17 protein-coding genes and 1 tRNA gene are annotated in these 26,851 nt (G+C 50.8%); 14 read left to right on the top strand and 4 right to left on the bottom strand.

Annotated elements, in window-relative coordinates:
• Positions 1 to 8: 8 nt before the first annotated feature.
• Positions 9 to 2,000 (top strand): acetyl/propionyl/methylcrotonyl-CoA carboxylase subunit alpha, encoded by a 1,992-nt coding sequence (locus L9P87_RS03205; RefSeq protein ID WP_237443233.1) that lies wholly within the window; start codon positions 9 to 11, stop codon positions 1,998 to 2,000.
• A 10-nt stretch (positions 2,001 to 2,010) separates the two neighbouring features.
• Complete coding sequence (locus L9P87_RS03200; RefSeq protein ID WP_237443232.1) at positions 2,011 to 3,804, top strand: acyclic terpene utilization AtuA family protein; 1,794 nt, start codon at positions 2,011 to 2,013, stop codon at positions 3,802 to 3,804.
• 72 nt (positions 3,805 to 3,876) lie between these two features.
• Here L9P87_RS03200 and L9P87_RS03195 read toward each other — a convergent pair whose 3' ends face one another.
• Positions 3,877 to 6,198: a YgiQ family radical SAM protein gene (locus L9P87_RS03195; RefSeq protein ID WP_237443231.1), complete on the bottom strand. Its 2,322-nt coding sequence runs from the start codon at positions 6,196 to 6,198 to the stop codon at positions 3,877 to 3,879.
• 243 nt (positions 6,199 to 6,441) lie between these two features.
• On the opposite strand from L9P87_RS03195, the gene purU reads away from it, so the two are divergent.
• The 3 genes from purU (at position 6,442) to phoR (ending at position 9,478) form a co-directional block, all read left to right on the top strand.
• Positions 6,442 to 7,296: a formyltetrahydrofolate deformylase gene (gene purU / locus L9P87_RS03190; RefSeq protein ID WP_237443230.1), complete on the top strand. Its 855-nt coding sequence runs from the start codon at positions 6,442 to 6,444 to the stop codon at positions 7,294 to 7,296.
• Positions 7,297 to 7,390: 94 nt separating this feature from the next.
• Positions 7,391 to 8,113 carry a phosphate regulon transcriptional regulator PhoB gene (phoB, locus tag L9P87_RS03185; RefSeq protein ID WP_237443229.1) on the top strand — a complete coding sequence of 241 codons (723 nt, stop codon included), beginning with the start codon at positions 7,391 to 7,393 and terminating at the stop codon, positions 8,111 to 8,113.
• A 48-nt stretch (positions 8,114 to 8,161) separates the two neighbouring features.
• A complete protein-coding gene (phoR, locus tag L9P87_RS03180; protein WP_237443228.1) occupies positions 8,162 to 9,478 on the top strand; it encodes a phosphate regulon sensor histidine kinase PhoR in 1,317 nt (438 codons plus the stop codon).
• Positions 9,479 to 9,487: 9 nt separating this feature from the next.
• On the opposite strand, the gene L9P87_RS03175 is transcribed toward phoR, so the two are convergent.
• Positions 9,488 to 11,320, bottom strand: coding sequence for a cation:proton antiporter (locus L9P87_RS03175; RefSeq protein WP_237443227.1), 1,833 nt, complete (start codon positions 11,318 to 11,320; stop codon positions 9,488 to 9,490).
• A gap of 60 nt (positions 11,321 to 11,380) precedes the next feature.
• Positions 11,381 to 11,716, bottom strand: coding sequence for a hypothetical protein (locus tag L9P87_RS03170; protein ID WP_237443226.1), 336 nt, complete (start codon positions 11,714 to 11,716; stop codon positions 11,381 to 11,383).
• 232 nt (positions 11,717 to 11,948) lie between these two features.
• Here L9P87_RS03170 and L9P87_RS03165 point away from each other — a divergent pair, with 232 nt between their 5' ends.
• The 5 genes from L9P87_RS03165 (at position 11,949) to L9P87_RS03145 (ending at position 16,054) form a co-directional block, all read left to right on the top strand.
• Positions 11,949 to 13,208 (top strand): MFS transporter, encoded by a 1,260-nt coding sequence (locus L9P87_RS03165; protein WP_237443225.1) that lies wholly within the window; start codon positions 11,949 to 11,951, stop codon positions 13,206 to 13,208.
• A gap of 43 nt (positions 13,209 to 13,251) precedes the next feature.
• Positions 13,252 to 14,046 carry an ABC transporter substrate-binding protein gene (locus tag L9P87_RS03160; protein WP_237443224.1) on the top strand — a complete coding sequence of 265 codons (795 nt, stop codon included), beginning with the start codon at positions 13,252 to 13,254 and terminating at the stop codon, positions 14,044 to 14,046.
• Between the two features lie 5 nt (positions 14,047 to 14,051).
• Positions 14,052 to 15,044 (top strand): FecCD family ABC transporter permease, encoded by a 993-nt coding sequence (locus L9P87_RS03155; RefSeq protein WP_237443223.1) that lies wholly within the window; start codon positions 14,052 to 14,054, stop codon positions 15,042 to 15,044.
• Entirely contained in the window at positions 15,038 to 15,817 is a 780-nt protein-coding gene (locus L9P87_RS03150; RefSeq protein ID WP_237443222.1) for an ABC transporter ATP-binding protein, read from the top strand. The genes L9P87_RS03155 and L9P87_RS03150 overlap by 7 nt, the downstream gene beginning before the upstream one ends.
• Before the next feature lie 161 nt (positions 15,818 to 15,978).
• Positions 15,979 to 16,054: transfer RNA gene (locus L9P87_RS03145), tRNA-Glu, on the top strand.
• 124 nt (positions 16,055 to 16,178) lie between these two features.
• On the opposite strand, the gene L9P87_RS03140 is transcribed toward L9P87_RS03145, so the two are convergent.
• Complete coding sequence (locus L9P87_RS03140) at positions 16,179 to 16,460, bottom strand: hypothetical protein (protein ID WP_237443221.1); 282 nt, start codon at positions 16,458 to 16,460, stop codon at positions 16,179 to 16,181.
• A gap of 178 nt (positions 16,461 to 16,638) precedes the next feature.
• Between L9P87_RS03140 and L9P87_RS03135 the strand changes: the two genes are divergently transcribed.
• The 4 genes from L9P87_RS03135 to L9P87_RS03120 are packed head-to-tail and all read left to right on the top strand — an operon-like array spanning position 16,639 to position 26,847.
• On the top strand, positions 16,639 to 18,342 hold the full coding sequence (locus L9P87_RS03135; protein WP_237443220.1) for an efflux RND transporter periplasmic adaptor subunit: 1,704 nt from the start codon (positions 16,639 to 16,641) through the stop codon (positions 18,340 to 18,342).
• Positions 18,339 to 20,489: an HlyD family secretion protein gene (locus tag L9P87_RS03130; protein ID WP_237443219.1), complete on the top strand. Its 2,151-nt coding sequence runs from the start codon at positions 18,339 to 18,341 to the stop codon at positions 20,487 to 20,489. Before L9P87_RS03135 ends, L9P87_RS03130 begins: the two co-directional genes overlap by 4 nt.
• Positions 20,490 to 20,496: 7 nt before the next feature.
• Positions 20,497 to 21,318: an efflux RND transporter periplasmic adaptor subunit gene (locus L9P87_RS03125; RefSeq protein ID WP_237443218.1), complete on the top strand. Its 822-nt coding sequence runs from the start codon at positions 20,497 to 20,499 to the stop codon at positions 21,316 to 21,318.
• A gap of 15 nt (positions 21,319 to 21,333) precedes the next feature.
• Complete coding sequence (locus tag L9P87_RS03120) at positions 21,334 to 26,847, top strand: DUF4347 domain-containing protein (protein WP_237443217.1); 5,514 nt, start codon at positions 21,334 to 21,336, stop codon at positions 26,845 to 26,847.
• The last annotated feature ends 4 nt before the right edge of the window (positions 26,848 to 26,851 follow it).

Raw genomic sequence — 26,851 nt, 5'->3', positions numbered from 1 at the left:
GCTGAATTATGAAAAAAATAAATAAAATATTAATCGCTAACCGAGGTGAGATCGCCGTGCGGGTTATCCGTAGCGCGCGCAAACTCGGTTTTCGTACAGTCGCCGTCTACAGTGAGGCCGATGCCGGTGCGCTGCATGTCGGTGAAGCCGACCAAGCCGTTTGTATTGGCGCAGCCAATGTTGGCGAATCGTATTTAGTGGCCGATAAAATCATTGCCGCGGCAACACTGACCGGTGCCGATGCTGTTCACCCCGGTTACGGTTTTTTGTCGGAGAATGCGGCTTTTTCACAGGCCTGTAGCGATGCCGGCATTACCTTTATCGGTCCCGATGCTGCTGCCATCGAACTGATGGGCAGCAAGCGGTTATCAAAAATTGCCATGTTGCAAGCCGGTGTGCCCTGTATTCCCGGCTATCAAGGTGAAAATCAAGAGCTAAACTGTCTGCTTGAGAAGGCCGCAGAGGTTGGCTTTCCTCTGATGGTCAAGGCCTCCGCAGGTGGTGGCGGCCGTGGTATGCGTTTAGTCTTCGATGCCAGTGAGCTCGATGAGAGTATCAGCACTGCTCGTTCCGAGGCATTGACCGCCTTCGGCAGCGGCGAATTGATTCTGGAACGGGCCGTTTTGGAACCTCGTCATATCGAGATTCAAGTCTTTGCCGACAACCATGGCAACTGTGTCTATCTCGGCGAGCGCGATTGCTCGATTCAGCGTCGCCATCAAAAAGTGGTCGAGGAGGCCCCCTCGCCATTTGTCGATGAGGGGCTGCGTCAGCGGATGGGGGTGGCGGCGGTTGATGCGGCTAAATCCTGTGATTATCGCGGCGCCGGTACGGTAGAGTTTTTAGTCGATGCCGATAAGAATTTTTATTTTTTAGAAATGAATACTCGGCTACAGGTTGAGCACCCCGTCACCGAATTAATAACCGGTCTCGACCTCGTCGAATGGCAGCTGAGAGTGGCCGCGGGCGAGCCGTTACCACTGACTCAGGATCAGGTGACCTTAACCGGTCACGCCGTCGAAGTGCGGTTGTATGCCGAGGATCCGCGCAACGACTTTATGCCGCAGACTGGTCAGGTTGTGCAGTGGCAGACACCGGTGGATGAAAACCCAGCACGTGAGGGTATTCGTGTCGATCATGGTATTCAGCAGGGGCAGGTCGTCAGCCCATTTTACGACCCCATGCTGGCCAAGGTTATTGCCTTTGGCGAGAATCGTGATATTGCCATTCGTCGACTAGCCTCGGCGGTTGAGGACACGCAGTTGCTAGGGGTCAACCATAATAAGCTGTTTCTGCAGCGGGTGTTGCGCCATTCGGTCTTTGCCGCCGGTGAGGCGACCACTGCCTTTATCGAACAGCATTTCAGTGCTGACAGCTCGATGACTGAGACGACGCCAAGCGCAGCGACATTGGCGCGGGCGGCAGTTTTATATTGTCAGCGCGGGGCAGTCGCGCAGCAGCAATATCGCGCGGCCAACTGGAGTAGTTCGGCCGGTAAGCGCTACCTAGCCAAATTGGAATTCGACGGTAAACCTTACAGCGTCACGTTACTGGCAGATCAGCAGCGTTATGTGATTAAAGCCCTGGATCAAACGATCTCGATTGAGTTGCACAGCACAGACGATTTCCAGTGTGTCATGAGCGAAGACGGTGTGCGCAATAGTTATGCCTATGCCTTCGACGGCCACAGCCTGTATCTCGACGACGGCCGTGGCCATTTCCGTTTTGACGATGTCGCGCATTTACCGGCAGTTGCCGCCGGCGGCGCCGGTAGCGGCCAGGTGAAGGCGTCGATGGATGGCGCTATTGTCGAGGTAATGGTTGAGCTTGGTCAGGTGGTGGAGGAGGGGCAGACGATGGTTATACTCGAGGCCATGAAGATGGAACACCGCTTGAAAGCGGCGGTTAGTGGCGTTGTCGAATCGATTTCAGCACAGGCTGGACAACAGGTGAAGTCCAAGCAATTACTGGTCAATATTGCTGTTAGCGACAGCGAGTAAGGGTGAGATGATGAGTGATAAAAAAGTAAGAATTGGTTGTGCCTCGGCCTTTTATGGCGACAGTCAGCTGTCGGCCAGACAGCTTGTCGACAAGGGGGATATTGAGTATCTGGTGTTTGATTATCTCGCCGAAGTGACCATGGCTATTTTGTCTCGGGCAAAAATGAAAAACGAAAACTACGGCTATGCCGTCGACTTTGTCACCGTGGCGATGCGGGATGTTTTGGCCGATTGTGCCAAAAAAGGTATTAAGGTGATTGCCAATGCTGGCGGTGTTAACGTGCCGAGTTGTATTTCGGCACTGCAGCAGCTGTGTGAAGAACTCAATATTTCACTAAAAATAGCCGGTGTCTACGGCGACAACTTGGCGCCGATGACAACACAGCTAGACCATCAGGCGATGAGCGAGGCGCAGAGTGGTGAGGTGTTGCCAGAAAAACTCGCCAGTATTAACGCTTATTTAGGGGCACGACCGATCGCCGATGCGCTGGACGCGGGTGCCGATGTGATTGTTACCGGTCGGGTTGTGGACAGTGCAGTGATGCTGGCGCCGCTGATGCATGAGTTCGGTTGGCAGCATAACGAATATGATAAGTTGTCTCAGGGCTCGTTGGTTGGTCATGTACTTGAGTGTGGCGCTCAGTGTACTGGCGGTAACTTTACCGACTGGCATCTGGTGCCAGATTTTTCCGATATGAGTTATCCGATAGCGGAGGTCAGCGAGGATGGCAGCTTTGTGGTCAGCATACCGCCAGCAACCGGCGGCATGGTCACAGTGGCCACGGTGGCTGAACAAATCGTCTATGAGATCGGTGACCCCGCCAACTATCTGTTACCTGACGTGTTCTGTGATTGGAGTAATGTTGCCTTGGAGCAAGTGGCCAAGGATCAGGTTCGGGTCAGCAATGCCAAGGGGCGTGCGCCGGGTAATGACTATAAAGTCTGTGCCACTTATGTCGATGGGTATCGTCTGATTGGCTCGTTCTATATTGCCGGTCTGCGTGTTGCCGACAAGGCGAGGGTAGGGTTGGATGCCTGGGTGCGACGCACCGAGAAGGCGATAAAGCAAAAAGGCCTGCCCGGTTACCGCCGAGTAAGCATCGAGATTGTTGGCGCCGAGGACACCTATGGTCCCCACGGTGAGGCTAACAAGACGCGAGAGGCGATGGGTAAATTTGGTCTACATCATGATAGTCGTGAAGCGTTAAACTTCGCCTCGGCGGAATTGGCTTATCTCGCCACCTCAGGGGCGCCGGGCATGACGGCCTTTGGTGCAGGCCGTGCCAAACCTCAGCCATTGATGCGGGTGCATTCAACCTTGATCAGTAAGGGTGATGTGCCGGTTACTGTCCAGCTTGGTAGCGAAACAATTATCGAGCGTTGTTATGAGACTCAGCAGCAGTCAGAATCTGCCAGTGCTGGTGTTATCATGCTGAGCGCTGAGCAGGTAACTGCCGCAACGCCGCAACAGGATTGGGTAGAGGTCAGCCTTGAAACTCTGGCCTATGCTCGTAGTGGCGACAAGGGCGATAATGCCAATATAGGTGTTATTGCCCGCAAACCGGAATACTTACCGATATTAAAGCAACAACTCACCGAGCAGGCCTTGGCTGATTACTTTGCCCATACCATCAAAGGTGAGGTCACGCGTTTTGAAATACCGGGGTTTGATGCCCTAAACTTTTTGCTAACACAAGCACTAGGTGGTGGCGGGACGGCATCGATACAGGTTGATGCCCAGGGCAAAACGCTGGGGCAGATGTTGTTGTCGATGAGAGTTCAAGTGCCGAGAGAGTTGTTGTAAGGCTGGCTGGTAAGCATCATAAAAAAAGGCCGACACCCAGGGGTGCAGGCCTTTTTTATGGTGCTGATAACACTAGCGGCGGCGGAAGTTGCCCCGGGCCGGCTTGCTGGTATTAACACGTTTTTTGCCACGGCTGTTAGTGTTGCGAGCTGGACCTTCACCATCACTGTAGTGATTGTTGCTGGTTCGGTTCACCGAGGCCGCATTGGGACCGGTGCCGGTCTTTTTGCTCTTGCGGCGGTCGCTGCTGCTGTTGTTGTCACGCGGGTTGCGCGGTAGGCCGTTATGCTGGGTGGCAATATGCTTACCTTTTTTGGCCTGCTCCAGTACCCAGCTGCGAGGCTGCTCACGGGGGATCAGATGTTTTTTGCTGTTGCCGATCAGATCGGTTCGGCCCATCTCTGTCAGTGCCTCACGCAGCATTGGCCAGTTATCGGCATCATGGTAGCGCAGGAAGGCCTTGTGCAAGCGGCGAGCGCGAAGACCCTTGGCGGTGATCACTTCCTCACCACGGTTGCGGCTGATGGCGTTTAGCGGGTTACGCTCGCTGTGATACATGGTGGTGGCGTTGGCCATCGGTGAAGGATAAAACGCCTGTACCTGATCAGCTCTAAAGCCATTACCCTTGAGCCACAGCGCCAGGTTCATCATATCCTCGGTGGTGGTGCCGGGGTGGGCGGCAATAAAATAGGGGATCAAATATTGTTCTTTGCCCGCAGCTTTGGAGTATTTCTCGAACATTTTCTTAAAAGCATCGTAGCTCTCGATGCTTGGCTTCATCATCTTTGACAGGGGGCCGTCTTCAGTATGCTCGGGGGCAATTTTAAGGTAGCCACCGACGTGGTGAGTCACCAGCTCTTCGACATATTCTGGTGTCTTGACGGCCAGGTCGTAGCGCAGACCAGAGGCAATCAGCACACGCTTAACGCCGCTGACATTTCGAGCGCGACGATAGAGGCTGATCAGCGGTGTCTGATCGGTTTTGAGGTTTTTACAGATGCCGGGGTGGACACAACTCAGGCGGCGACAGCTTTCCTCAATCTCCTTACTCTTACAGGCCAGTCGCCACATATTGGCAGTCGGTCCGCCGAGGTCGGAGATGGTGCCGGTAAAGCCCTCGGTCTTATCTCGGATGGCCTCGACCTCGGCAATAATCGAATCCTCAGAGCGGTTTTGGATAATGCGCCCCTCGTGTTCGGTAATCGAGCAGAAACTACAGCCACCAAAGCAGCCACGCATAATGTTGATTGAGAAGCGGATCATCTCAAAGGCGGTAATTTTCTTACCCTGATAAACCGGATGTGGGTTGCGGGCATAGGGCAGGGCGAAGACGCCGTCGAGTTCGTCGGTGGTCAGCGGAATCGGTGGGGGGGTCAACCAAACATCTCGGTTACCGTGGCGCTGAACCAGGGCGCGGGCGTTGCCGGGGTTGGTTTCAAGGTGCAGCACGCGCGAGGCGTGGGCATACAGAACCGGGTCTTTGCTGACGGTTTCAAAACTGGGGATGCGGACAAAACTGCGGTCGCGGGGTGCGACATCCTTCGGTGGGTTGAGGTCGAAGATCTTCAGTACCTGAACCTCTTCCTCGGCTGGCATTGCCGCGTCAGCGTCATTCTTGACGCAGCCTTCGGTCTCTTCTTCGGTCTGATAGGGGCTGTGTAAGGTGTCGACCTTGCCGGGGCGGTCGACATCGGTGGAGTCTATCTCGACCCAGCCCTTGGGCAGTTCTTTGGCGATATAGGCGGTGCCACGAATGTCGCGTATTTGGCCGATGGTCTCGCCATTGTTGAGGCGGTGAGCGACATCGACAATGGCTCTGTCGGCGTTACCATAGAGCAGCATGTCGGCCTTGGAATCGACCAGTACCGAGCGTTTGACGGTATCGCTCCAGTAATCATAATGGGCGATACGGCGCAGGCTGGCTTCTATCGAGCCGATGACTACAGGCACGCCCTTGTAACACTCGCGAACCTTTTGGGCGTAGACGGTGACGGCGCGGTCAGGGCGTTTACCGCCGACATTACCGGCGGTATAGGCATCGTCGTGGCGCAGTTTTTTATCGGCGGTATAGCGATTGATCATCGAGTCCATATTACCCGAGGCAATACCCCAGAATAAATTGGGCTTGCCGAGGGTCATAAAGTCTTCTTTCTTGGTCCAGTCGGGCTGAGAAATAATGCCGACACGAAAACCCTGAGCCTCCAGTAAACGCCCGATAACAGCCATGCCAAAACTGGGGTGGTCGACATAGGCATCGCCGGTAACGATGATGACATCGCAGCTATCCCAGCCTAAGTCGTCCATTTCCTTTCTGCTCATGGGCAGGAAGGGAGCGGGACCAAAGCATTCCGCCCAGTGTTTGCGGTAGGAAAAAAGTGAGGTGGCGGCTGACATAAGGCGAAGTGACCGATAGCTTACAAAGTGGGCGCATATTATACGCCTATTATGGCTAAAGAGATAGAATCTGGCGAAAATATCATGATGCGGGTCATTGCCTGGTGAAAATAGCTGATCATTGTGTCAATAAATTGTCATGGTGACCGACAACGGTGGAGGCGAGACCGTGCAAGGCATATAATAACGTTAATGAATGGCAGGGCAGATGCCAGTGAGTAAATGATAACAAAAGGTTTTTTTATGGATCGTACTATTCGATTGTTGATCTCATGCCCCGATAAAGTAGGGATTGTTGCGGCGGTCAGTGATTTTATTGCCCAGCGCGGCGGTTGGATGACTGAGGCTAACTATCACGCCGACCGCGATACGGGGCAATTCTTTATGCGCAGCGAGATCTTAGCGCAAAGCCTGTCGGTGGATAGCGAGCAATTCCGCGCGGACTTTGCTGTGCTCGCCGATGGTTTTGACATGCAGTGGCAATTCAGTGACTCCGATGTGCGCAAGAAGGTCGTTTTGATGGCCTCCCATGCCTCTCACTGTTTGGCTGATATCTTGCACCGTTGGCACAGTGGTGAGCTTGAGTGTGACATTGTGGGTGTGGTGGCCAATCATGAGAATCTCCGGTCGATGGTCGAGTGGCACAAAATCCCCTATCACTTTATTAACTTTAAAGACCGTGAAAAAGCCGAGGCGAATGCCGAGGTGGAGGCCACGTTAGCCACCATGGCACCGGATGTGGTGGTGTTGGCTCGCTATATGCAAATCATCCCCGCCAGTCTTTGTCAGCAGTACCATGGCCGAATGATCAATATCCATCACAGTTTCTTGCCCTCTTTTGTCGGCGCCAACCCTTATCAGAAGGCCTTCGACCGGGGTGTTAAGCTGGTCGGCGCAACCTGCCACTATGTGACCGAGCAGCTCGATGAGGGGCCGATACTGGATCAGGATGTGATCCGCGTCAGCCACCGTGACAGCAAGGAGGACATGGTGCGCTTGGGTAAGGATGTGGAGCAGCAAGTCTTAGCCAGGGGGTTACGTGCGCACCTGCAAGACCGCATAGTGGTGCAGGGTAATAAAACCGTCATATTCGATTAGCATTATATTTAGGTTGTAATGAGGCTGTCACAAAAATGTCGTTAAATGTTCATCTATTCAGTATTTAATGCGTTCATTGTTTGGAGAGTAAACTATGACCAGTGCCAAAATTCTGATTGTGGACGATGAAGCCGCAATTCGTGAAATGTTAAGAATGAACCTAGAATTGTCCGGCTTTGACTGTGTAGAGGCCGCCGACGCCATTGAGGCCCATGGCCTGATTGTCGATGAATTACCTCAGTTGGTCTTGCTGGACTGGATGTTGCCAGGCACCAGTGGGATCGAATTGGTACGCCGGCTGAAGAAGGATGAGGCCACCAAGGATGTGCCGGTCATCATGCTGACTGCCAAGGCCGATGAGGGAAATAAGATTCAAGGTCTTGAGGGCGGTGTCGATGATTATATTACCAAGCCATTTTCGCCCCGCGAGTTAATCGCCCGTGTCAATGCGGTGTTGCGCCGCAGTGCCGGTGTTGCTCAGAGTGATAAAATTTCTGTCGGTGAGTTGGTGATGGAGCCGGACAGCCACCGTGTCACGTTGGCCAATAGCAGTATTAATCTGGGGCCGACAGAGTACCGTTTGCTCAACTTTTTTATGACCCACCAAGAGCGTGTCTATTCCCGTGCCCAGTTACTCGACCGTGTTTGGGGTGGTAACGTCTATGTTGAAGAACGCACTGTCGATGTCCATATTCGCCGTCTGCGCAAGGCGTTGTTGTTGGATGATGGTCGTGATTTTGGTCAGTATATTCAAACTGTCCGTGGCGCTGGCTACCGTTTTTCAGAGCAGGGTGTGGTGGTTGAGTCAGTCCAGTGATTGGGCGATATCGCCAGTTATTTATGCTTTTAAAATTGAGATGATTGAGTGAACTACCAACCAGCGTTCAACCGCGAAGTACTTCGTGTTTTATTGTTTTTGATTCCTATTGCCGTTGTTGGCGGCATGACGGGCGAACTCGCCTTGGCGATGTTAATTGGCAGTCTGTGTTTTATTGCCGATTATCTTTTTCGGATTCATCGATTAAGACGTTGGTTAGAAGATACTGAGGGGATTAGTGATCTCTCTTCTGCGGATAAAAAATTCGGCATGATGCGAGAGGTGGCAATGGATTATAGCCGCCTGCGGACGCGGCATGTTGAACAGAGCCGCCGCTTGAGTGTGGCGGAAAGTTATCTGCAGGAGGCGGCATCATCGCTGTCTGATGGCGTCATAGTGGTTGCGGCAGGGGGCAGTTTAACCTGGTCTAACAAGGCGGCAGCAGAATTTTTGGGCGTGGGTTTCCCGCGCCATTATCGCAAATTATTGGTCAATCTGGTCAGCGATAAATGCTTTATAGACTACTTTGATTGCTGTGAATATGGTGAGCCATTGGAGATAGCCTCACCGGTTTTACCGCATCTTACCTTAAGTATTAGTATGACCTTTTTTGGTGCCGGCAACCGACTTATTTTTGTCCGAAACATTTCAAAAATCCGCCACCTCGAAAAAATTCGCCAAGACTTTATCGGCAATATGTCCCATGAGTTGCGCACACCGCTGACCGTTATTAAGGGCTATTTAGAGGTTATTTCAACCCATATTGAGGGTGAAAATTCGCGCTGGGAGCGGCCATTGTTGCAAATGCAAGAGCAGGCTGAGCGGATGGAGCATCTGATTACTGATTTGATGTGGCTGTCGCGGTTGGAATCTGTGCCGCAGGAGGACTCGAATACGCCGGTTGCGGTGGCGGCGATTTCAAGAGAGATGGCTGAGGAAGCCTCTGTCCACAGAGCCGGTCAAGGTAAGATTTTTGAAGTCAACGTCGATGATTCGATCAGCTTGATTGGTGAGTTTAAAGAGGTGCGTAGCGCGCTGAATAACTTGGTGGTAAATGCGTGTAAATACACCGATGACGATGGCGTTATTCGTATCGATTGGCGGCTTAATGATGCGGGCGGCGCGATTTTTTCGGTCTCTGATAATGGTTTTGGTATCGCCGAGGAGCATTTGTCTCGGTTGACTGAGCGTTTCTATCGGGTGGATACCAGCCGGTCAATCGCCACCGGTGGAACCGGTCTTGGTCTGGCGATTGTTAAGCATGTTTTGATGCGACACGGGGCCGAATTGCAGGTCTGCAGTGAGGAGGGTGTTGGCTCTACCTTCAGCTGTATTTTCCCGGCCAATAGAGTGTCTCGCCAATAGATTAAGCTGTCAGGTGGTTTTGCCGTTATCGAGTCTGTTGGTGTCGGTGGCGGCACTCTTGCTGCTAACCAAGCTGATGACTGACCAGCCACTGTCGGGTTTGATGTCGCCGCCTTCGGCGAAGACGTGAATGTGTTTTTCGCCGTCGATGGCAAACATGGGAATCGTCGTGTTGCCCTGCTGGCTGAGGTATTGTTGGTAGCTATAGGCGTCGGAAAGCTTGGTCGTTTTGAGTGTCGCTCCCTGAGCGTGAAGGCTGGCCAGTTGGCGGTAACTGACCTGACCGCTGAACAGGGTTTTGCCGCGGTAATCATCCGCCGCTCTCAGCTTTGCCGTGTCGTTGGTGTTGCTGTTGATGCAAAAGACCTTGTGGTGACCGAGTTCATGCATAAAGCGCATGCCGGCCATGACGTTAAGGTGACGATTGGGTGTGATCGCCAGTAGATGCCCAATACCAATTAAATCTAAATACTCTTCTGCGTGACTCGATAGAGGGTTGCCATAATATATCTCTAGGCCGGCTAACCGTGCGGCGGAGATATGATCCCAGTTGGCATCAGCCAGCAGTACTCGAAACCCCGCCTTGTTCAATGTCGAGCCGATGTCGATGGCGAGATTATTGGCGCCGATTATCAGAAAACCACTGGGTGATGGATCGGCAACCTTCAGCCATTTGGCCAGTTGTGCCGCTGTCAGGCTCTGTAAAATAACAGTGGCTATAATAACAGCGAAGGTTGCCGCCACGAGCAGCTGAGCATGAGGGTGGTCGCGTTCGACAAGTTTGAGGGCAAATAAGGCACTGACAGCCGCGGCAACAATGCCCCGTGGAGCCACCCAGGCAAGCAGGGCTTTTTCACGCCAATTTAACGAGCTGCCAATGCTGCTGATGAGGACTGCCAAAGGGCGGACCAACAGTTGAATAACCATCAGCAGTGCCAGCATGGGAAGGCCCAAAACCAGTAAGTCCTGCCACTCTATTCTGGCCGCCAGCACAATAAATAAACCGGAGATCAAGAACAGTGTGAGGTTTTCTTTGAAGTGGAGAATTTGATCGACTTTTATATCCTTGGCGTTGGCCAGCCAAATACCAAAAACGGTGACCGATAATAAGCCGGATTCTGAGGCTAGCATATTGGATAGTACGAAAATCATCAGCATGATATTTAGCGTGGCAATGTTATGCAGGTATTCCGGTAGCCACTGTTTTTTCAGCATGCGAGAAAGCCCCCAGCCCGCGGCGATACCGCTGGTCAAGCCAATCAATATCATTTCAAACAAGGTAATCAGCGTATGGCTGATGGCATTGTCGCCGCTGAGCGTCATAAACTCGTAGACCAGTACGGCTAGCAGGGCGCCGATGGGGTCGATGAGAATACCCTCCCAGCGTAGGATGTTGGCAATTTTATTGTTGGGTCGCACGGTTCTTAACAGTGGGGTGATGACCGTCGGGCCGGTAACAATAGTCAGGCTACCAAACAGCAGTGATAGCCCCCAGTCGAAGCCGAGTAAGAAATGACAGGCGGCAGCAATGCTGCCCCAGCTGAATAGGGCGCCCAGGCTGATTAAATTCTTTACCACGGAGCCAACGCCTTTGAGTTCAGAAAACTCAAGTGTCAGGCTGCCTTCAAACAGAATTATGGCAACACAGAGTGATACCAGGGGGAATAATAGTTCACCAAACAAATGACTCGGTGTCAGCAGGCCGGTGACTGGGCCGGCCAGAATGCCGGCCACCAGAAGCAATAAAATGGCGGGCAGTTTTAGTCGCCAGGCGGCCCACTGGCAGGCGAAACCGGTAACGCCGATGGCGGCGATTGTGAGGGTGATTTGTGTTTCAGACATACAGCATACCCGTTGTGGTTATCTGGATAGAGGTGTTTGGTCGCAGTCTGACAATTCAGTTTAGCGGCTTTTAAAGTTGCTAACCTGCTGTTTGAAATCGTTTTTCACCGCTTCCATTTGGCTGACTTTATCGACATAACTCGAAGAGTGTTCAGTATAGCCGCCCTGAATTTTAGGCTTCGATAACTCGTCGCTCTGCTCAGCCTGTTGAAGGCAGGTGAGATAGCTCTTTGAGAGAAACATATAGTTTTTAATGTTGTTTTTGTACTCAATCATTGCTTCCTTGCTGGCGGTATTGCCGTCGACGACTGAGGGGGTTTGGGGGTCGATGCAGTCGGCGAAGGAATAGCAGGATGCCATGATAAACGACATAAAAATCACTGTCTTAGTCGGCATAATTCATACTCTTATTTTGTTTTTATGAACTCTTTAACAGTAACAGGAATTAGTAAGGCTGCCAACGCTTTAAGTGACATTATGGCGGTTAAACTTGTGTTGTCGAAGGCGTTATCGTCGAACAGGCTGCTTTCACTAAGAGGTGATTTGCTTCTGATTTGATAAAAGGTTGCTTGAATTATAAATTCTATCGCTGTAGCTTTCTGTTTTTAATGACGATAAGAAGAGATCCGTGTCTAATTCCTTCCCTGAGGCTGCCCCTCTCGCTGACCAGATGCCCAGCGGCCGTCTTAATTTATTATTGCTGGCTACCTTTGCCATGGGTATGGGGCAGACGGTTGTCTTTGCGATCATCCCTATGCTGGGAAGGGAGTTATTTGCTGCTGAGCATTGGCAGATCACTTTCGGAGCTTGGCAATATAACCCGCCGCCAGAGCTGTTGGTGAACACCTTGATTGCCACCTCATCGTTGACATATTTCTTGGTGACCCCTTTCTGGGGACGTCGTTCTGATGTGATTGGCCGTAAGAAAGTGATTTTGATCGGCCTACTCGGTTATTCCTTCGGTATGTTGTTGTTTAACGCCGTGGTGCATATGGCCTATGCGGCAATTCTCAGTGGTTGGCTGATGCTGGCAGTGTTGCTACTCAGTCGAGCAGCTCATTCGCTGGTAATGTCGGGGACTTTCCCCGCGTCGATGGCTTATATGGCTGACTGTACGACGCCGGCAACACGTACACGGGGTGTCAGCCGGCTGAGTGCTGCCAATGGTATTGGCATTATGGTAGGGCCAGCTTTGGCCTGGTTTGCCACCATCAGTTTTTTGGCGCCACTGTATATTCAGGCGGTGATTACTGCCTCTGTGGCGCTGGTAATAGCGCTCTATTTACCGCAGAGTCCGCAGCCTAACCTAGGACGTAAGACAAGTAAGCTGCAGTTTTCTGATCCCCGTTTTGCTATTTACCTGTTTCTTGGCTTGTCGATGTTTACCATGATGGGGATGGTGCAGCAGACTTTGGGCTATTATTTTCAGGATAGGCTGGGTCTGACGAGTGTTGAGGCGGCGAAATATTTCTCCATCGGTATGATGTGCTCTTCCGGCGCTATGCTGGTGGCGCAATTGATTGTTGTACAGCGTTGGCGGGGGCGACCACAGGGATTGTTAATGTTGGGTTTACCGGTGGCGGCCATCGGTTATTTAATGTTAGTGTTCAGCGTCGATTTTCAGCTGTTGGCCGTGGCTATGGCTGTTTTTGGTTTTGGTATGGGATTGGCAGCGCCGGGTTATAATGCCAGTGCAACGTTGACCGTCGAGGCACATGAGCAGGGTGCTCTGGCGGGTTTATTATCTGCGGCCCCAGGTTTGGGTTATGTGGTGGGCCCATTATTAGGTGGTTGGCTTTATAGTGTTGATGTCACTTTTCCGTATTGGGCGGCGGCCATCGTGGTGGTCATCTTGGGTGTGTTTTCCATCCTTCGTTTTCGCCGCTAACTTTATTCGTTATACCAATAAGCTTTTATTGTTGCCGTGTCTTATGCTGTTATCTATCGGCGTACATGCCGAGGCGCCGCAAAGAGTGTTGTCGGTGAATCTGTGCACCGATCAAATCCTATTGGCGCTGGCGGCTCCGGAGCAAATAGTGGCGGTGTCGACGCTGGCTGATGACCCCTTGCTGTCAAATTATGTGGAGCAGGCCAAGCGGTATCCCCAGGTTGGTAAAGATGCAGAACAGATAGCCGGCTTTATGCCCGACCTTATTTTGGCGACTAATTATACTGATCCGGTGTTGAGTAATTGGCTGCGTCGGTTTGACTACCCGATTAAAGCCTATACCTTACCGGATACCCTGGTGGCGGTGGATGACTATATCGTCGATGTGGCGGCTCGCTTAGGCCGTGAGAAAAGCGGCGAAAAGCTTGCTGAACAGTATAATCAGCGCCTGACATTGATTGAGGCTGTGTTGCCGCCGGTGTCTGTTGTTGTCATTGCGGCTAATCTTTATGTGGCAGGTAAGGGGACTTTCCCCGATCAAATTCTCAGCCGGATGGGGGCTGTTAACGCTGCGGCGTCAACGCTGACCAGTGGCTGGGGTTATATTTCCCTCGAGCAATTACTGCATTGGCAGCCCGATTATATTATTTTACAGCGCGACAGTGCTAACGGCGCATCGAGGGCGGAGCAGGTGCTGAATCATCGTGTGATGAGAACCGCGCTAAGCCGCTCACAATTTATCGATGTGCCGGCCAAACAATGGATATGCGCAGGTCCTGAACTGATGGATGCTGCCGAGACAATCAAGCAGCAGATTATGTACTACGAGGGGCAGTAAAGAATTTGAAACGGCTAGTTGAGGTGGGTTTGATCCCGCTGCTATTTATGATTATGGTGCTGTTGGCGCTGTTTTCACTGTCGATTGGTGAGATACCTCTGTCGATTGTGGAGCTTCCAGGCATCTTGCTGCAAACAGAGGGTAGTCTGAGTCAGTTGGTAGTGGTTGAGCTGCGTCTGCCACGAACATTGCTGGCCATCATGATCGGCAGTGGCCTGGCGCTTTGTGGCGCGGCATTGCAGGGGTTGTTGCGCAACCCGCTGGCGTCACCAGAGCTTTTGGGGGTGTCGAGTTGCAGTGCGTTTGGAGCAGTAATCGCCTTATATTTTGGTCTGTTTTCAATTCACTGGTTGATTATGCCGCTGGCCGGCGTGATCGGAGGCTTGCTGGCCGTGATTGTGGTGTTGGCGCTGGCCCGTGGTGGTGGCAGCCTTATTCTGGCCGGTGTGGCCATTAATGCCTTGGCGGGTTCGCTGCTGGCGCTGGCGCTGTATCTGGCGCCCAGCCCGTTTGCCCTCAATGAAATGGTACTTTGGTTGATGGGGTCGCTGGCTAACCGTAGCCTTGGCGATGTCTATTTTGTGCTGCCGTTTATGGTTATTGGTTGGCTGCTGGTGTTATCGAGTGGCCGTTTACTGGACGCGATGACGTTGGGTGAGGAGACCGCCAACTCTCTCGGTGTGGCGGTAGATCGACAGCGTTTACTATTGATTGTCGGAGTTGCCATGATTGTGGGTTCGGCGGTATCGGTCAGTGGCAACATTGCTTTTATCGGACTGGTTGTTCCGCATATTATGCGGCCATTAGTAGCATATCAGCCGGCTAAATTACTGCCGGTCAGTGCTCTTGCGGGTGCAATTTTGTTGTTGGCTGCGGATATCGCCAGCCGAACTATTGGTAGTCAGCCGCTTCAGGTTGGCGTTATCACGACATTAATGGGAGCGCCATTTTTCTTGTGGCTGGTGATGAAGTATCGCGGAGGAGACCAATCATGGTAAAACCGTCGATTATTGCAGCGGAGAAGCTCTGCTGGCCATCCACGGATAACCCTGTTGTTAACGATATATCAATCGATATAGGCGGTAACGAGATGTTAGGCATTATCGGACCCAATGGTGCCGGTAAGAGCAGCTTGGTAAAACTGTTAGCCGGTGTTAATCAGGCGGCCTCTGGCAGAGTTTCTTTGCAGGGTGAGACAATATCTTCCAGGGGGCGAAAGCAGTGGGCCAAGAAAATTGGTTATCTGGCCCAGCAGGCACCGATAGCTTGGCCTGTTACAGTCGAGCGAGTGGTGACATTGGGGCGCTTGCCGCACCAGTCGATTCACAGCCGTTTAAGTGCCAAGGATGGTCAGGCTATTGAGTGGGCTATGCAGGCGACAGATGTGCTTCATCTGCGGCACCGGCCAGCGAATCAGTTATCAGGCGGTGAGCAGATGCGCGTGATGTTAGCGCGTCTATTGGCCGGAGAGCCGGCGGTTATTTTAGCGGATGAGCCTGTGGCTGCATTAGATCCAGCGCATCAGTTAGAAGTAATGCGATTACTGTCAGAGCACGCCGAATTAGTAGGGCCAGTAGCAGTGGTTTTGCATGATTTAAACCTGGCGTTGCGCTATTGCCAGCGGTTGGCGTTGATTGTGGATGGGCGCTTATTGATGATTGGTGAGGCGGCGGATGTTATCGTCAGCGAGCAGTTGTCCAAGGCCTATAATTTGCTGATTACAATTGAGCAAACCAGCGTTGGTGATGTTGTGGTTTGTCGTCAGCGCTAGCCATATGGGCCTTTATTTAAAGGGTTTATATAGTTGTTGAAAAATAATGCTTGCAATAAAAAACAAGTCCTATATTATTCGCCTCGTCTTAAGGAGTTGGCCTCCTTAACGCAGGATTGGAAACTGCTTTAATCGCTGTTGAAGATCCAGCAAGGCATCGCGTCCCGTTCGTCTAGAGGCCTAGGACACTGCCCTTTCACGGCAGTAACAGGGGTTCGAGTCCCCTACGGGATGCCATTTTTAAAAAGCCCGCTTATAGCAATATAAGCGGGCTTTTTTTTGTTTGAATATTGGGTCGCACTTGGTGGCCACAATGTTTGATCAACATACATGCTGGATAAGCGTCGGGGTGTTGGAATGACTACTCGTCGAGGCTGCAAAATTCCACCAGCCGCCATTGGTCGCTAGATTTGGCCGAATAGGTCAGGTTGAATGCATCATCATCGGGTGCGTCAACATTGACATAAATAGCGCTGACCTTATCGGCTTTTTTGTCAATAAAGGCGCTATCGAACAGCCACTGAATACCATCTCGCTCAGACCTCTTGACTGCCTGTACTTGAATGTTATCGGCGATCTTACACTCTGCTTTGAATGAGGCGAAATCGAGGGCTTTAAACAGGGTTTTTGACAGGCGTATCATGGATGACTCAGTATGTTTTGAGGTTGTAGGGTAACAATAATAGCGGATTGTTTCAGCGATAGATAACCCGTTTACTGGTGTGGCTATTGCGCAAGATTTCAAATCAACATATTCTAACCGTTAGCAGAGCACCGACTCTGCCGCGCAGCAACAATAATAATGATAAGAGCGGTATGTTGTGAATAGAGATAATACCACCCAGGGTTGGCTGCAGATTCAATGCCGTCAATTACCCGATGTCGTCGAAGGCGTTGTCATCTTGGGGCATGCCGATGGCCAAGAGGTTGAACCGGTTGCTTGCTGGCCTGAACATCAGCAGCCAAATACTCAGTTACTGGATAAAGCCTACGCCCATTTAAACGCGAGTCAAACACGACCACAGTTTCATTTGTTGGCCGAGGGACAGGCCACTGTCTGTTCGCCAATTATTATTGATCAGCGTTGTTATGGCAGTGTTTGTCTGCGATTGCACAGCCACCGACCTCAGACGATTCAATTTGTTAGTACTCAGCTGTTCAATGCTAACGACTGGTTTCATTGGTTGGCCGGTGAGAGGCAGCAATCTCGCCAAAAGGATACATTATTGCAAGGCTTGCTTGAATCGCTGGCCTATGCTCTCAATACCTCTGATGATCAAGCTGGCTGGCAGCCGCTGGTGAACTCAATCGCGCAGCGTATCGACTGTAACACTGTGCAGCTAGTGTTGCACAGTAACGCTAAGCCGCTGTTGTTGGCGACATCACAGAGTCAAAGTGACAGCTATGCGCAGCAGTTGCTGCTGGCGGCCCATGAGGAGTTGGCTCGCCATGTCGCTACTATAGCGACCACATCGAAAAGCGATGAGTTTGTTCGTCATCAAACGTGGCTGCGCCATGAAAATCAAACTAACGTATTGCATATACCGTTGTTTCATCAGCGAGAAATGGTTGCCAGTTTGGCCTTGTCAGGTACGGCTGAAATCCCGTCGGAAACCGTACGATCGTTAGAGCAGCTGGGATTGATGTTGGCCCCTATTATACACCTGCGATTGCCAACCAAGACAAAGCGTGTCACGCCGGTGCAGTATTGGCATCGCTTCACACTGAGGTCAAAGTGGCTGGCCTCAGCTGCTCTGATGTCGATACTGTTGCTGCTGTTCACACCGATGACAATGTATGTTGATGCTGATGCCACGGTTGTCAGCGAGCATCAACGTCAGGTATCAGTCTCCGCCGATGGTTTCTTGCAGGCGGCTCATGTACGGCCTGGCGATCAGGTTATGCTGGGGCAGTTATTGGCGACACTCGATACCAGCGATTTGCTATTGGAGCGTAATAAGTGGCAGGCCAAACATCGGCAGTATATGAAGGCCTATGATAAGGCCTTGGCACAGGGAAAGCGCGATGAAATTAACATTGCCAAGGCGCAGTTGGCACAGGCGCAAGCGCAGCTTAATCAGCTGGCGTTTCAGTTAGAGCGAAGCGAAATCCGCTCGCCAATCACCGGTGTTGTGCTCAGTGGTGAGTTGAACACTCGCCTTGGGGCACCGGTTAGCCGAGGTGAGGCGCTTTATGTGATCGGCCCAATAGAGCCGCTGCAGCTGCAATTACGTGTCGATGAAAAAGACATTGCATTGATTGATGTTGGCCAGCATGGGGATGTCTTGTTGACTAGTATTCCCGGCACTGTGATGAATTTATCCGTTAGCCAGCTCAGTCCTGTGGCAGTGGTAGAAGGTGGCCGTAGTTTTTATCCGGTAGAGGCGGCGCTGGCTAATGTTGATCAGGTTCTAACGGTTGGAATGACTGGCGTCGGCCGTGTAGCAGTTGGGCAAAAACCTCTGTGGTGGCGTCTGTCTCACCGTTTCTTCCAATGGTTTAGTGTTTGGTGGTGGCAACTATGAGTTCGACTGATACAGCGCAAGCGGCGTCATTGTTTCAGTCACCCTGGCAGCAGGCCCAGGGGTTTGTGCCGCAGCTAGCTCAGGGGGTTAGCCTGTCGCGGCGAGACTATCGCGGTCAGCGCTGGTACGTGGTGCAGTTAGTCGGGCATGCTCAGTTATTACGTATTAATCACCAGGCCTGGCAGTTGCTAATGTTGTGTGATGGTGAGCGGAATCTTGGTCAAATATTTTCATTGCTGCAGCGCGATGGTGTGCCAATAGACTCCGTCGCTGTGATGTCGTTGAGTAACCAACTGCTGCAACAAAATATATTGTTCAACAGCGAGCAGCAACAAGGGTTGAGGCCCGCTGGTTTACTGTCGCGGATGTGGGCTAACCCAATGGGCTTTCGGCTGCCATTAATCGACCCTGACGCATGGTTGGACCGTTATATTGGCTTTGCTGATCAGTTGTTTAGTCGGTCGACGATGGCCGTCTGGTGCCTGTCGATGCTGTTGTTGCTTTTTTTTATTGCTGAGTCTTTCCAGCCACTTAGCAGTAATGTTATTGATACAATTTTTCGGCCAGAGAATGTGTTCTGGTTGGCAATCATTTATCCCATCAGTAAATTGTTGCATGAATTATCCCATGCATTAGCCGTGAAAAAATGGGGCGGTAGGGTTTCTGAGATTGGTATTGTTTTTATGTATGGTCTGCCCATACCGTATGTCGATGCCTCGGCAGCGAATGCATTTGATAATAAATATTGCCGTATGGTTGTCGACGGGGCGGGGATGGCGGTTGAGCTTGTGGTCGCTTTGTTGGCACTGATGCTCTGGTTGTTGGTTGAGCCAGGGCTGGTGAGTCAGATTGCCTATAACACTTTCTGGTTATGCAGTGTGTCGACGCTATTTTTTAATGCCAATCCTCTGATGCGATTCGACGGTTATTACTTGCTGGCTGACATCATTGAAATTCCCAATCTGGCGACGCGGTCAACACTGTATTGGCGTTATTTTTTCTGCCGCTATGTGTTTCTGGAGCGCTCTCGATGCTTTGTTGCAACACCAAAAGAGCGAGTCTGGTTTTTTTCGTATGGCCTATTAGCTGGCTTTTATCGGTATTTTTTACTTATTAGTATTTGCTATATAGCGCTGCAGTTTCACTGGTTTCTCGGTATTACTGTTGGTTGCTGGATGCTGCTGCAGTTCGTCATTCGCCCCATGGGTCAGTTGCTGTCTTACTGCCTCCACACGGAACAGCGTCGCACGTTCAATTCCTCTAAGGCCAAAATATTCTACACCCTGATATTCAGTTTGGTCGTCGTTGTCACCGTGGTACCGATGCCTGTCAGCCAGGTGCTCAATGGTGTTGTGTCCTTGCCTGACAATAGTCGCGTCGTTGCCAGTGAGAGTGGCTATTTAGTCGAGCGTTATATGCCATCGGGGGCAGATGTCTTGGCTGGTATGCCACTGCTTAAGCTCTCAGACGATTTGCTGGCGACAAAGCTGGCGTTGGCTGAGGCCGCCGTTATGAAAGCGGAGGCGCAGTATGATAGCCGGCGGGCAAAAAGTTTACGTGATGCGGGGGCATTGAAGGTCGAAAAAGTGCTGGCCAGAGAGCAATATCAGCAATTATTGAAGGAACAGTCATCGCTGGAGTTAGTCAGCAGTAGAGGCGGTGTTTTTTATCCCGATCCGCTTGCCGCAGACAATGATAATCGTTATGTTACTAAAGGTGAGCTTCTGGCTTATGTGATTGAACCCACAACAATAATAATCAAGGCGGTTGTAGCGAAGGAAGATATCGCTATGTTTGAGCATAAGTTATCCAGTGAGGCGCTGATTAAACTTGCAAACTATCCAACAAATCAATTTGTTGGGCATATTGTGGCGATAAGTCCGCAGGCAAAAAAAACGCTTCCCAGCCCAGTTTTAGGCGCAGCCTTCGGTGGCGATATAGCCATCGAGGCAGGGGATAATGATTCTGCGACAGAAGCCTTGGTGGACTTTTATCAAATTGAAATTGCTGTTGAAAACAGTGTGTCTTCCCTGAAGGCCTTTCCTGGAGGGCGGGCCTGGGTAAGGGTTGATTATCCGCCGCAGACTCTGTTGCAGCAGTTGCAGCGTCAATTTGCACAGTTGTTTATTAGCATTATACCGCGATAGAGGCACTATGAAGAGAGTACTTGCGATCATGATATCGTTGACGGCATCAACACCGGTGTTGGCGCAGAGCTATGATTGTCTGGTGGAGCCATGGCAACGGGTTGAAATCAGCTTTGATGATAAGGGATTGATCGAGACTATCGAAGTGGAACGTAGTCAGCGTGTCAGTCAGGGTGAAAAACTGGCGACACTGAAATCTGGCTTAGAGCAGGCTACGGTCGATCTGCGTTCGGCTAAGGCGGCCATGAAACAGGAGGTTGCCGTGGCGACCGCCAGCTTACAATATGCCCGTCGAAACCTACAGCGTATAGAAGGTCTTTATGGTAAGAAGGCCGTGCCTTTTTCGGTTTATGACGAAGCAAAAACTGAGGCTGAGGTTGCCAACCAACGCCTCAACACTGCCAACAGTAATCGCCACTTAGCGGCGTTAGATTTGTCAATTGCGCAGCAGTTGTTAGCGCGTCGAACAGTGACCAGCCCGATTGATGGGGTGGTCACAGAATTGATTCGTGCTGAGGGTGAGTATGTTAAAGATGAGCCGGTCTTGGTATTAGAGCAAATGGATCCATTACGGGTGCAGGTATTACTACCGGTTGAGAAATTTGGCAGCGTGAACGCAGGTGAATATGCACAGCTGCAATTATTTGCCCCACTAGATGATGAGCAGTACCAGGCAGAAGTCGTTGTCGTTGATCGTGGTATCGATGTTGCCAGTGGCACTTTTGGCGTCCAGCTAGAGCTGGCCAATCCAGATTTTTCTCTGCCCAGTGGTTTAAAGTGTCATGTCGTCTTCAGCACTGATAGTCAATCGGTCGCCAGTCAGCTGTAAATTCGGGGGTTGCTTATGGCAGTGAATACGAGTGAAGAGCCGGCAGTCATTGAGATTTTTGATCAGCGTCTGCTCTATTCCGCAACAATTGATGTGGTGGTTATCGACAGTGGTTTGACCGATTATCAATTGCTCGAACAGGCTGCAGCTGAAGCTGATTACTTACTTGCTTATGATGGTCAGCAGCAGTCGCTAGACAGTATTGTTGAGCAGCTGAGACAGTGGACGGCGGATACAGAGCAGAAAATTGATACCTTATCGATTGTCTCCCACGGCAGTAATGGCGGGATTGAGCTTGGCGAGAATGGGCTCAATAGCAGCACTCTTGAGCAGTCTTCATCAGCCCTATATACGCTGCAGCAATTGATGCGGCCGGAGGGTGAAATAGCGTTGTATGGCTGTGATGTTGCCAGCGGTCAAGGGGGACGAGACTTTGTCGATCAGCTGGCAGCGCTGACTCAGACGACGGTGTATGCCTCAGATGACACCACAGGCTTCGGTGGTGATTGGCTGTTGGAATACAGCAGTGATAGTGAGCGTGATCATCCCCATGTGATCGATGCTGCGGGGTTGTCGGCGATGACAACCAGTTTGGCAAAAACGGCCAAAACCTATGCCGGTAATCACGATGATGGCTGGCTGAATGGCGATAACATACTGGCCGATAATAACGCTGTCGCCATCGGTGCCGAAGGCGAAGTATTGATACTCTCGGGCTTTGATTTTCAACTGGACGGCCGAAGTCACATTAATGGCATAAAGATTAAGGTTGAAGGTGAAAGCCTGGTTAAGCGGACCGAGTTGAGTTTTGAATTATCATCCGATGGTGGTGCCAGTTGGACGACGGCTGAAACGACCGAGTGGCTGGCTGGGATAGGTTTCGATACTGACACCATTGGTCAGTCTGAGGATTTCCTGTGGGGCCGTGATTGGACGGCGGTAGATTTTGATCCTGCAGATTTTCAAATACGGGTGACTGCGGTAAATGTCGGCGAGTCATGGGAGCACAATAAGTCTGCGGAAATTAATTATATATCTGCCCGTGTCTTTTACACGGAACAAACCGCCCCCGTGGCAGTATCATCGACAACGGTGACCATTGAGGACAGGCTGACACCGATTATACTACAGGGGCTGGAGCCCGATAATGGTGATGCCTTGGAGGCTTATCGTATAGAAAGCTTGCCGCTTAATGGCGTACTGATTCATCAGTCACAAGAAGTGTCTACCGGCGATCTATTCACCGCCGCACAAATAGCCAGTGGTGAACTGCAGTTTTTAGCCGATGCGCAATGGTCTGGTAGTACCGGCTTTGATTTCAGCGTTTTTGATGGTGATGATTGGTCCGCGCAGGGAACAACCCATCAAGTAACGGTGGCCAGCGTGGATGACGCCCCATCACTATTCGTACCAGAAAACCAATGGATTGGTTTGAACAGTGATTTGATTTTTTCAGCGGCCAACGGTAATGCCATTATGGTGGTTGATCCTGATACTGATGATGCGTTTATGACGCTAACAGTCGACAGCGGTGTATTGACCCTTGCAGATACTGCAGGCTTGAGTTTCAGTGTGGGTGACGGAGACAATGATGCGACGATGTCGTTCTCCGGCAGTCTGATTGATATTAATGTTGCCTTAGAAGGTCTTGCCTTTATTGCGGATAACGGCAGCGCAGCGCAATTGAATATCGTTGTCGGCTCAACCTCGACAATACTGACAGCCAGCTTTGAAACAACACTAGAAAGTGTTGAGTTCAGCAATCATGATTTGCTCAATAGTGGTGCTCAGCACGTCGAAGATCCGTTGGATGCAGGCAATAAAGTCATTCAAACCTCTGATTTCAATAATCCCAATACGGTTGCCATTGCCAGTGAGGTGTTCGATCAGCAGAGAGATGTTTTTAGTGTTGCCTTTGCCGTAAATACTGTCGATGCCGGCACGGCATTCGAATGGAATAGCCCGTATTTAATCGGTGCCGATGGCTCGCTGTCCAATCAAGGAAGCCTGGGGTTATGGCTAAATACTAACGGTGAAGTCGTCTTACGCAGTAATTTTAATGATGACAATCTGTTGGCTACCAATACTGCAACCGGCATCAAAATTAACGATGGCCAATGGCATCATATTGTTATTTCTAACGATGCTGATCAGCTCCGTGTTTTTATCGATGGCATTGAACGAGCCAGTGTTGCTTCTGGTGATACTATGCTGGTGCGTGATATCGCTGTGGGTGGCTTGCAAGGCGGGGCATCTGCCTCGCAGGGGGTTGCCGCCTATTTTGATTCGCTGCAGGTGTTTAGCGCTGCGCTATCTGCCAGCGAAGTGCTGGCTATGTCCAGTGATGATAACAGTAATAAAGGTGTGCTATTTGCCAGCGAGCAATTGACTATTACGCCGGCTGCCGATGTGCTACCGCCTGTGTTAGTGAACCAAAGTTTGTTGGTGGCAAATAATCATACAACGGTAATAGGCAGTGGTGATTTGCAGGCACAAGACTTGCTGTCGAATGACTCTGAACTACTTTATACCATCACTTCAAGCCCCGGCCATGGTCAATTGATGTTGTCTGGTATTGCTTTACTCAACGGTGATAACTTTAGTCAAGATGATATTAATAAGGGCTTGCTAACGTATAGCCATAGCGGCGATAGTGGCGGTGCCGATGCTGTTGTTTTCAGCGTACAGGACAACGACGGTAATACCAGCAGTGGCGAAGTGCTGGCAATTACAGTCAGTCATGTAAATGACTCCCCGATTAATCATCTGCCCAGCTCTGCGGTGGTAATGCTGCAAAATAGCACGGTTATGTTTACCGATGATTATCAATTAAGCGTTGCCGACAATACCGTGGGTACAGGCCTGTTATCGATTGAATTGACAGTGGAGCAGGGGCAATTGACACTGTCGATGCCGTTGTCTGGGAGTATCACGCTTCTGCAGGGCGATGTTACCGGCGATACTGTGCTGAAGTTTACAGGCACTGTCAGCGATATTAATTCGACGTTGGCAGCGATGCGCTTTACCCCGACAACAGATTACCTTGGCGATCAAGCCAAGTTGACGATAACCACCATCGACTTCGACAATAGTTTAAATCACCCGATATTAGATACGGGCAGCAATATTGTTGCTAAGTATAATTTCGAAAATACCGTGTTGGCCGATGTCACAGGAACGCAAGCTAATGCGATTGCCGTCAATGGTGCTGCCATTGTCAATGATTCCGACAGGGGGCAGGTTGTCAGTCTCGATGGCGTAACGCAATACATTGAAATACCCTCGACAGCAACAGAGATGTTATCCTCTTTTACCGTGAGTTTTTGGTTGAAAAGTCAGCAATTGACCATGGCTGATGACTATCAAAGCAACCCTACCTTATTTGGCGCCAGTAATAATGGCGTCGGTAATAATGACTTTTCGATTACTACAGAGAACGGTTACTTGGCCGTATTTCACGGTCTCAATGGTGCTATAGATGAGAAGGTCGTGACCAATATTGCCGTCGCTGATGACGCCTGGCATATGATTAGTGTCAGCAACGACGGCAGCGTACTTCGCCTCTATGTCGATGGTCAATTAGTGACTGATGCCCAGGGTGATACTGTTGAGCTATCGACCGGTAACAGTATTCTTATCGATGCTGACCAGGCATCTAATCAGCAATTTTATCTCGGCGCCCAGAGTACAGAAAATATCAACGACCGGGTAATGAAAAGCCCACATCAGGGGCTGTATGATGACCTGAGAATATACAATACGGCCCTCAATGCGCAGGATATAACTACTTTGTACAGTGGATATTTTGCCACCGATAGTTTTAATATGGCGGTCGATACTGCACCTGTTGTCCAGCCGGGCAGCAGCTCTGTACTGGCTGATGTAGTGCTGACAGCACAGCTGCCGACAGCAACGGATGGCGATGGTAATCTCAACCCTTTGGGCTATCAGCTTGCAGCTCTGTTCGATAACAATGCGGGTAATGGCCAGTTATTAGTAAACAGCGATGGTAGCTTTGAGTTTGACCCGGCCAATGATTTTGATTATCTGGCCGTGGGTGAGTCTGTTGAGGTGAGTTTTCGCTTTACCGCCAGTGATAATTTTGGTTTTGTCAGCGATAGTCAATTGATGACGATTACCGTCGTCGGTGTTAACGAGTCGCCACAGGTGGGCGTTGAAACTCTTGTCACCACCGATCAAAACACCATATTGCAGGATCAGCAATTGCCCGCTGCCATCGATATCGATGGCGACCCGATGACTTATCAGTTGCTGCACACGGTGAGTCAGGGTTCATTAAGTCTCTCTGATAACGGTGTTTTTAACTTTGATCCGCAACAGCAGTTTAATGGCCTGACTGCAGGAGAAACAGGGCAGGTTCAGTTCCAGTATCAAGTGGTCGACAGTCAGGGCGGGGTTAGTGAAGCCCAGACGGTGACGATTATGATTGAAGGGTTGGACGATACGGCCGTTGTCAGCGGCGTTTTTTCAGCCACTATCAGTCTCGATAATTTAGATAATATTGCAATGCTGTCAGCTGATATCGCTATTGAGGATATCGACGTCCGTCATACCCCGTTGTTTTTTGACAGCGAGGCGGAGGGTTTATTTGGCCGATTCACTCTGGTGAATAATCAATGGCAGTATCAGGTGTCTGCGGAGTTGGTTGATGGAATGGCGGCGGGTAGTCAGGTCGAAGAACGCTTTGTTGTGACCGCCTCTGATGGTCAACAGCGTGATATCGTGATTACCCTGTTGGCGACTGAGAGTTTATCATGGCCGAGTGCAGAGGAAGAGATCGCTGGTTCGGCTACTGATGATGAAGTAGGAATCCGTGTTGAAGACAGTCAAAGCGATGAGAGCAATCAGAGTGATAATTTCGTACCGCCCGACACTACCGGGCAGGGCGGCGCCTTAGCCCCCGGGCCGATTAGCGAAACTGTGGCTGGCGTTGATGCCGCCGTTGCATCTGATGGTCAGGCCGCCTTGGCCGCCACCGATGAACCGGTGTCTGAGCATGCCGAGATACTATCAGATGACGGCTTAATCCCCTCGCTGAAGGCGCTGTTAAGTCTGGACAGTATTGTAATACCCGTTACCGAGTTAGCCGGTTTTGAATCGTTGACAGATGACGATATAGCGGCCGTTGTAGTGACGTCGAGAGAATTGGATGTGTTACTTCAGAATGTCGAAAAGCAGCGTCTGACGGGTTTTCTCAGCGGTGATGGGGAGGCGATAGATAGCCACCTATTATGGCAGAGTCTCAATGTTTTCGAAGACGAGCTTCGACAGAGTCAGGTTGATGATAAGCAGGTCCTGTTAAATGTTAAGGCGATTGGCATGGGGGTGATGAGCCTGGCCTCAGCCTGGCTGCTAAGAGCTGCGGCTATTGGTTCGTCACTGGCAGCCGTCTTACCTGTCTGGAGTAGCTTCGACCCGGTTGCCGTACTCAAGCAAAAAAATACAGACAATTCACTGTCGGACATCGAGGAAGAGGAGGATGACGTTGATCAGTTTTTTGCAAAGTAATAAT

This window comes from Sinobacterium norvegicum (genome assembly GCF_923077115.1).
Lineage (GTDB): Bacteria > Pseudomonadota > Gammaproteobacteria > Pseudomonadales > Sinobacteriaceae > Sinobacterium > Sinobacterium norvegicum.
The sequence above is the reverse complement of the archived record's forward strand: the minus strand, read 5'-3'. Positions and strand labels throughout refer to the sequence as shown.

Excerpts from the sequence above, each read along its gene's own strand:
- L9P87_RS03205 (WP_237443233.1), top strand. The coding sequence starts at position 9 with ATGAAAAAAATAAATAAAATATTAATCGCTAACCGAGGTGAGATCGCC.
- L9P87_RS03200 (WP_237443232.1), top strand. The coding sequence starts at position 2,011 with ATGAGTGATAAAAAAGTAAGAATTGGTTGTGCCTCGGCCTTTTATGGC.
- L9P87_RS03195 (WP_237443231.1), bottom strand. The coding sequence starts at position 6,198 with ATGTCAGCCGCCACCTCACTTTTTTCCTACCGCAAACACTGGGCGGAA.
- purU (WP_237443230.1), top strand. The coding sequence starts at position 6,442 with ATGGATCGTACTATTCGATTGTTGATCTCATGCCCCGATAAAGTAGGG.
- phoB (WP_237443229.1), top strand. The coding sequence starts at position 7,391 with ATGACCAGTGCCAAAATTCTGATTGTGGACGATGAAGCCGCAATTCGT.
- L9P87_RS03175 (WP_237443227.1), bottom strand. The coding sequence starts at position 11,320 with ATGTCTGAAACACAAATCACCCTCACAATCGCCGCCATCGGCGTTACC.
- L9P87_RS03170 (WP_237443226.1), bottom strand. The coding sequence starts at position 11,716 with ATGCCGACTAAGACAGTGATTTTTATGTCGTTTATCATGGCATCCTGC.
- L9P87_RS03160 (WP_237443224.1), top strand. The coding sequence starts at position 13,252 with ATGCTGTTATCTATCGGCGTACATGCCGAGGCGCCGCAAAGAGTGTTG.
- L9P87_RS03150 (WP_237443222.1), top strand. The coding sequence starts at position 15,038 with ATGGTAAAACCGTCGATTATTGCAGCGGAGAAGCTCTGCTGGCCATCC.
- L9P87_RS03140 (WP_237443221.1), bottom strand. The coding sequence starts at position 16,460 with ATGATACGCCTGTCAAAAACCCTGTTTAAAGCCCTCGATTTCGCCTCA.
- L9P87_RS03130 (WP_237443219.1), top strand. The coding sequence starts at position 18,339 with ATGAGTTCGACTGATACAGCGCAAGCGGCGTCATTGTTTCAGTCACCC.
- L9P87_RS03125 (WP_237443218.1), top strand. The coding sequence starts at position 20,497 with ATGAAGAGAGTACTTGCGATCATGATATCGTTGACGGCATCAACACCG.
- L9P87_RS03120 (WP_237443217.1), top strand. The coding sequence starts at position 21,334 with ATGGCAGTGAATACGAGTGAAGAGCCGGCAGTCATTGAGATTTTTGAT.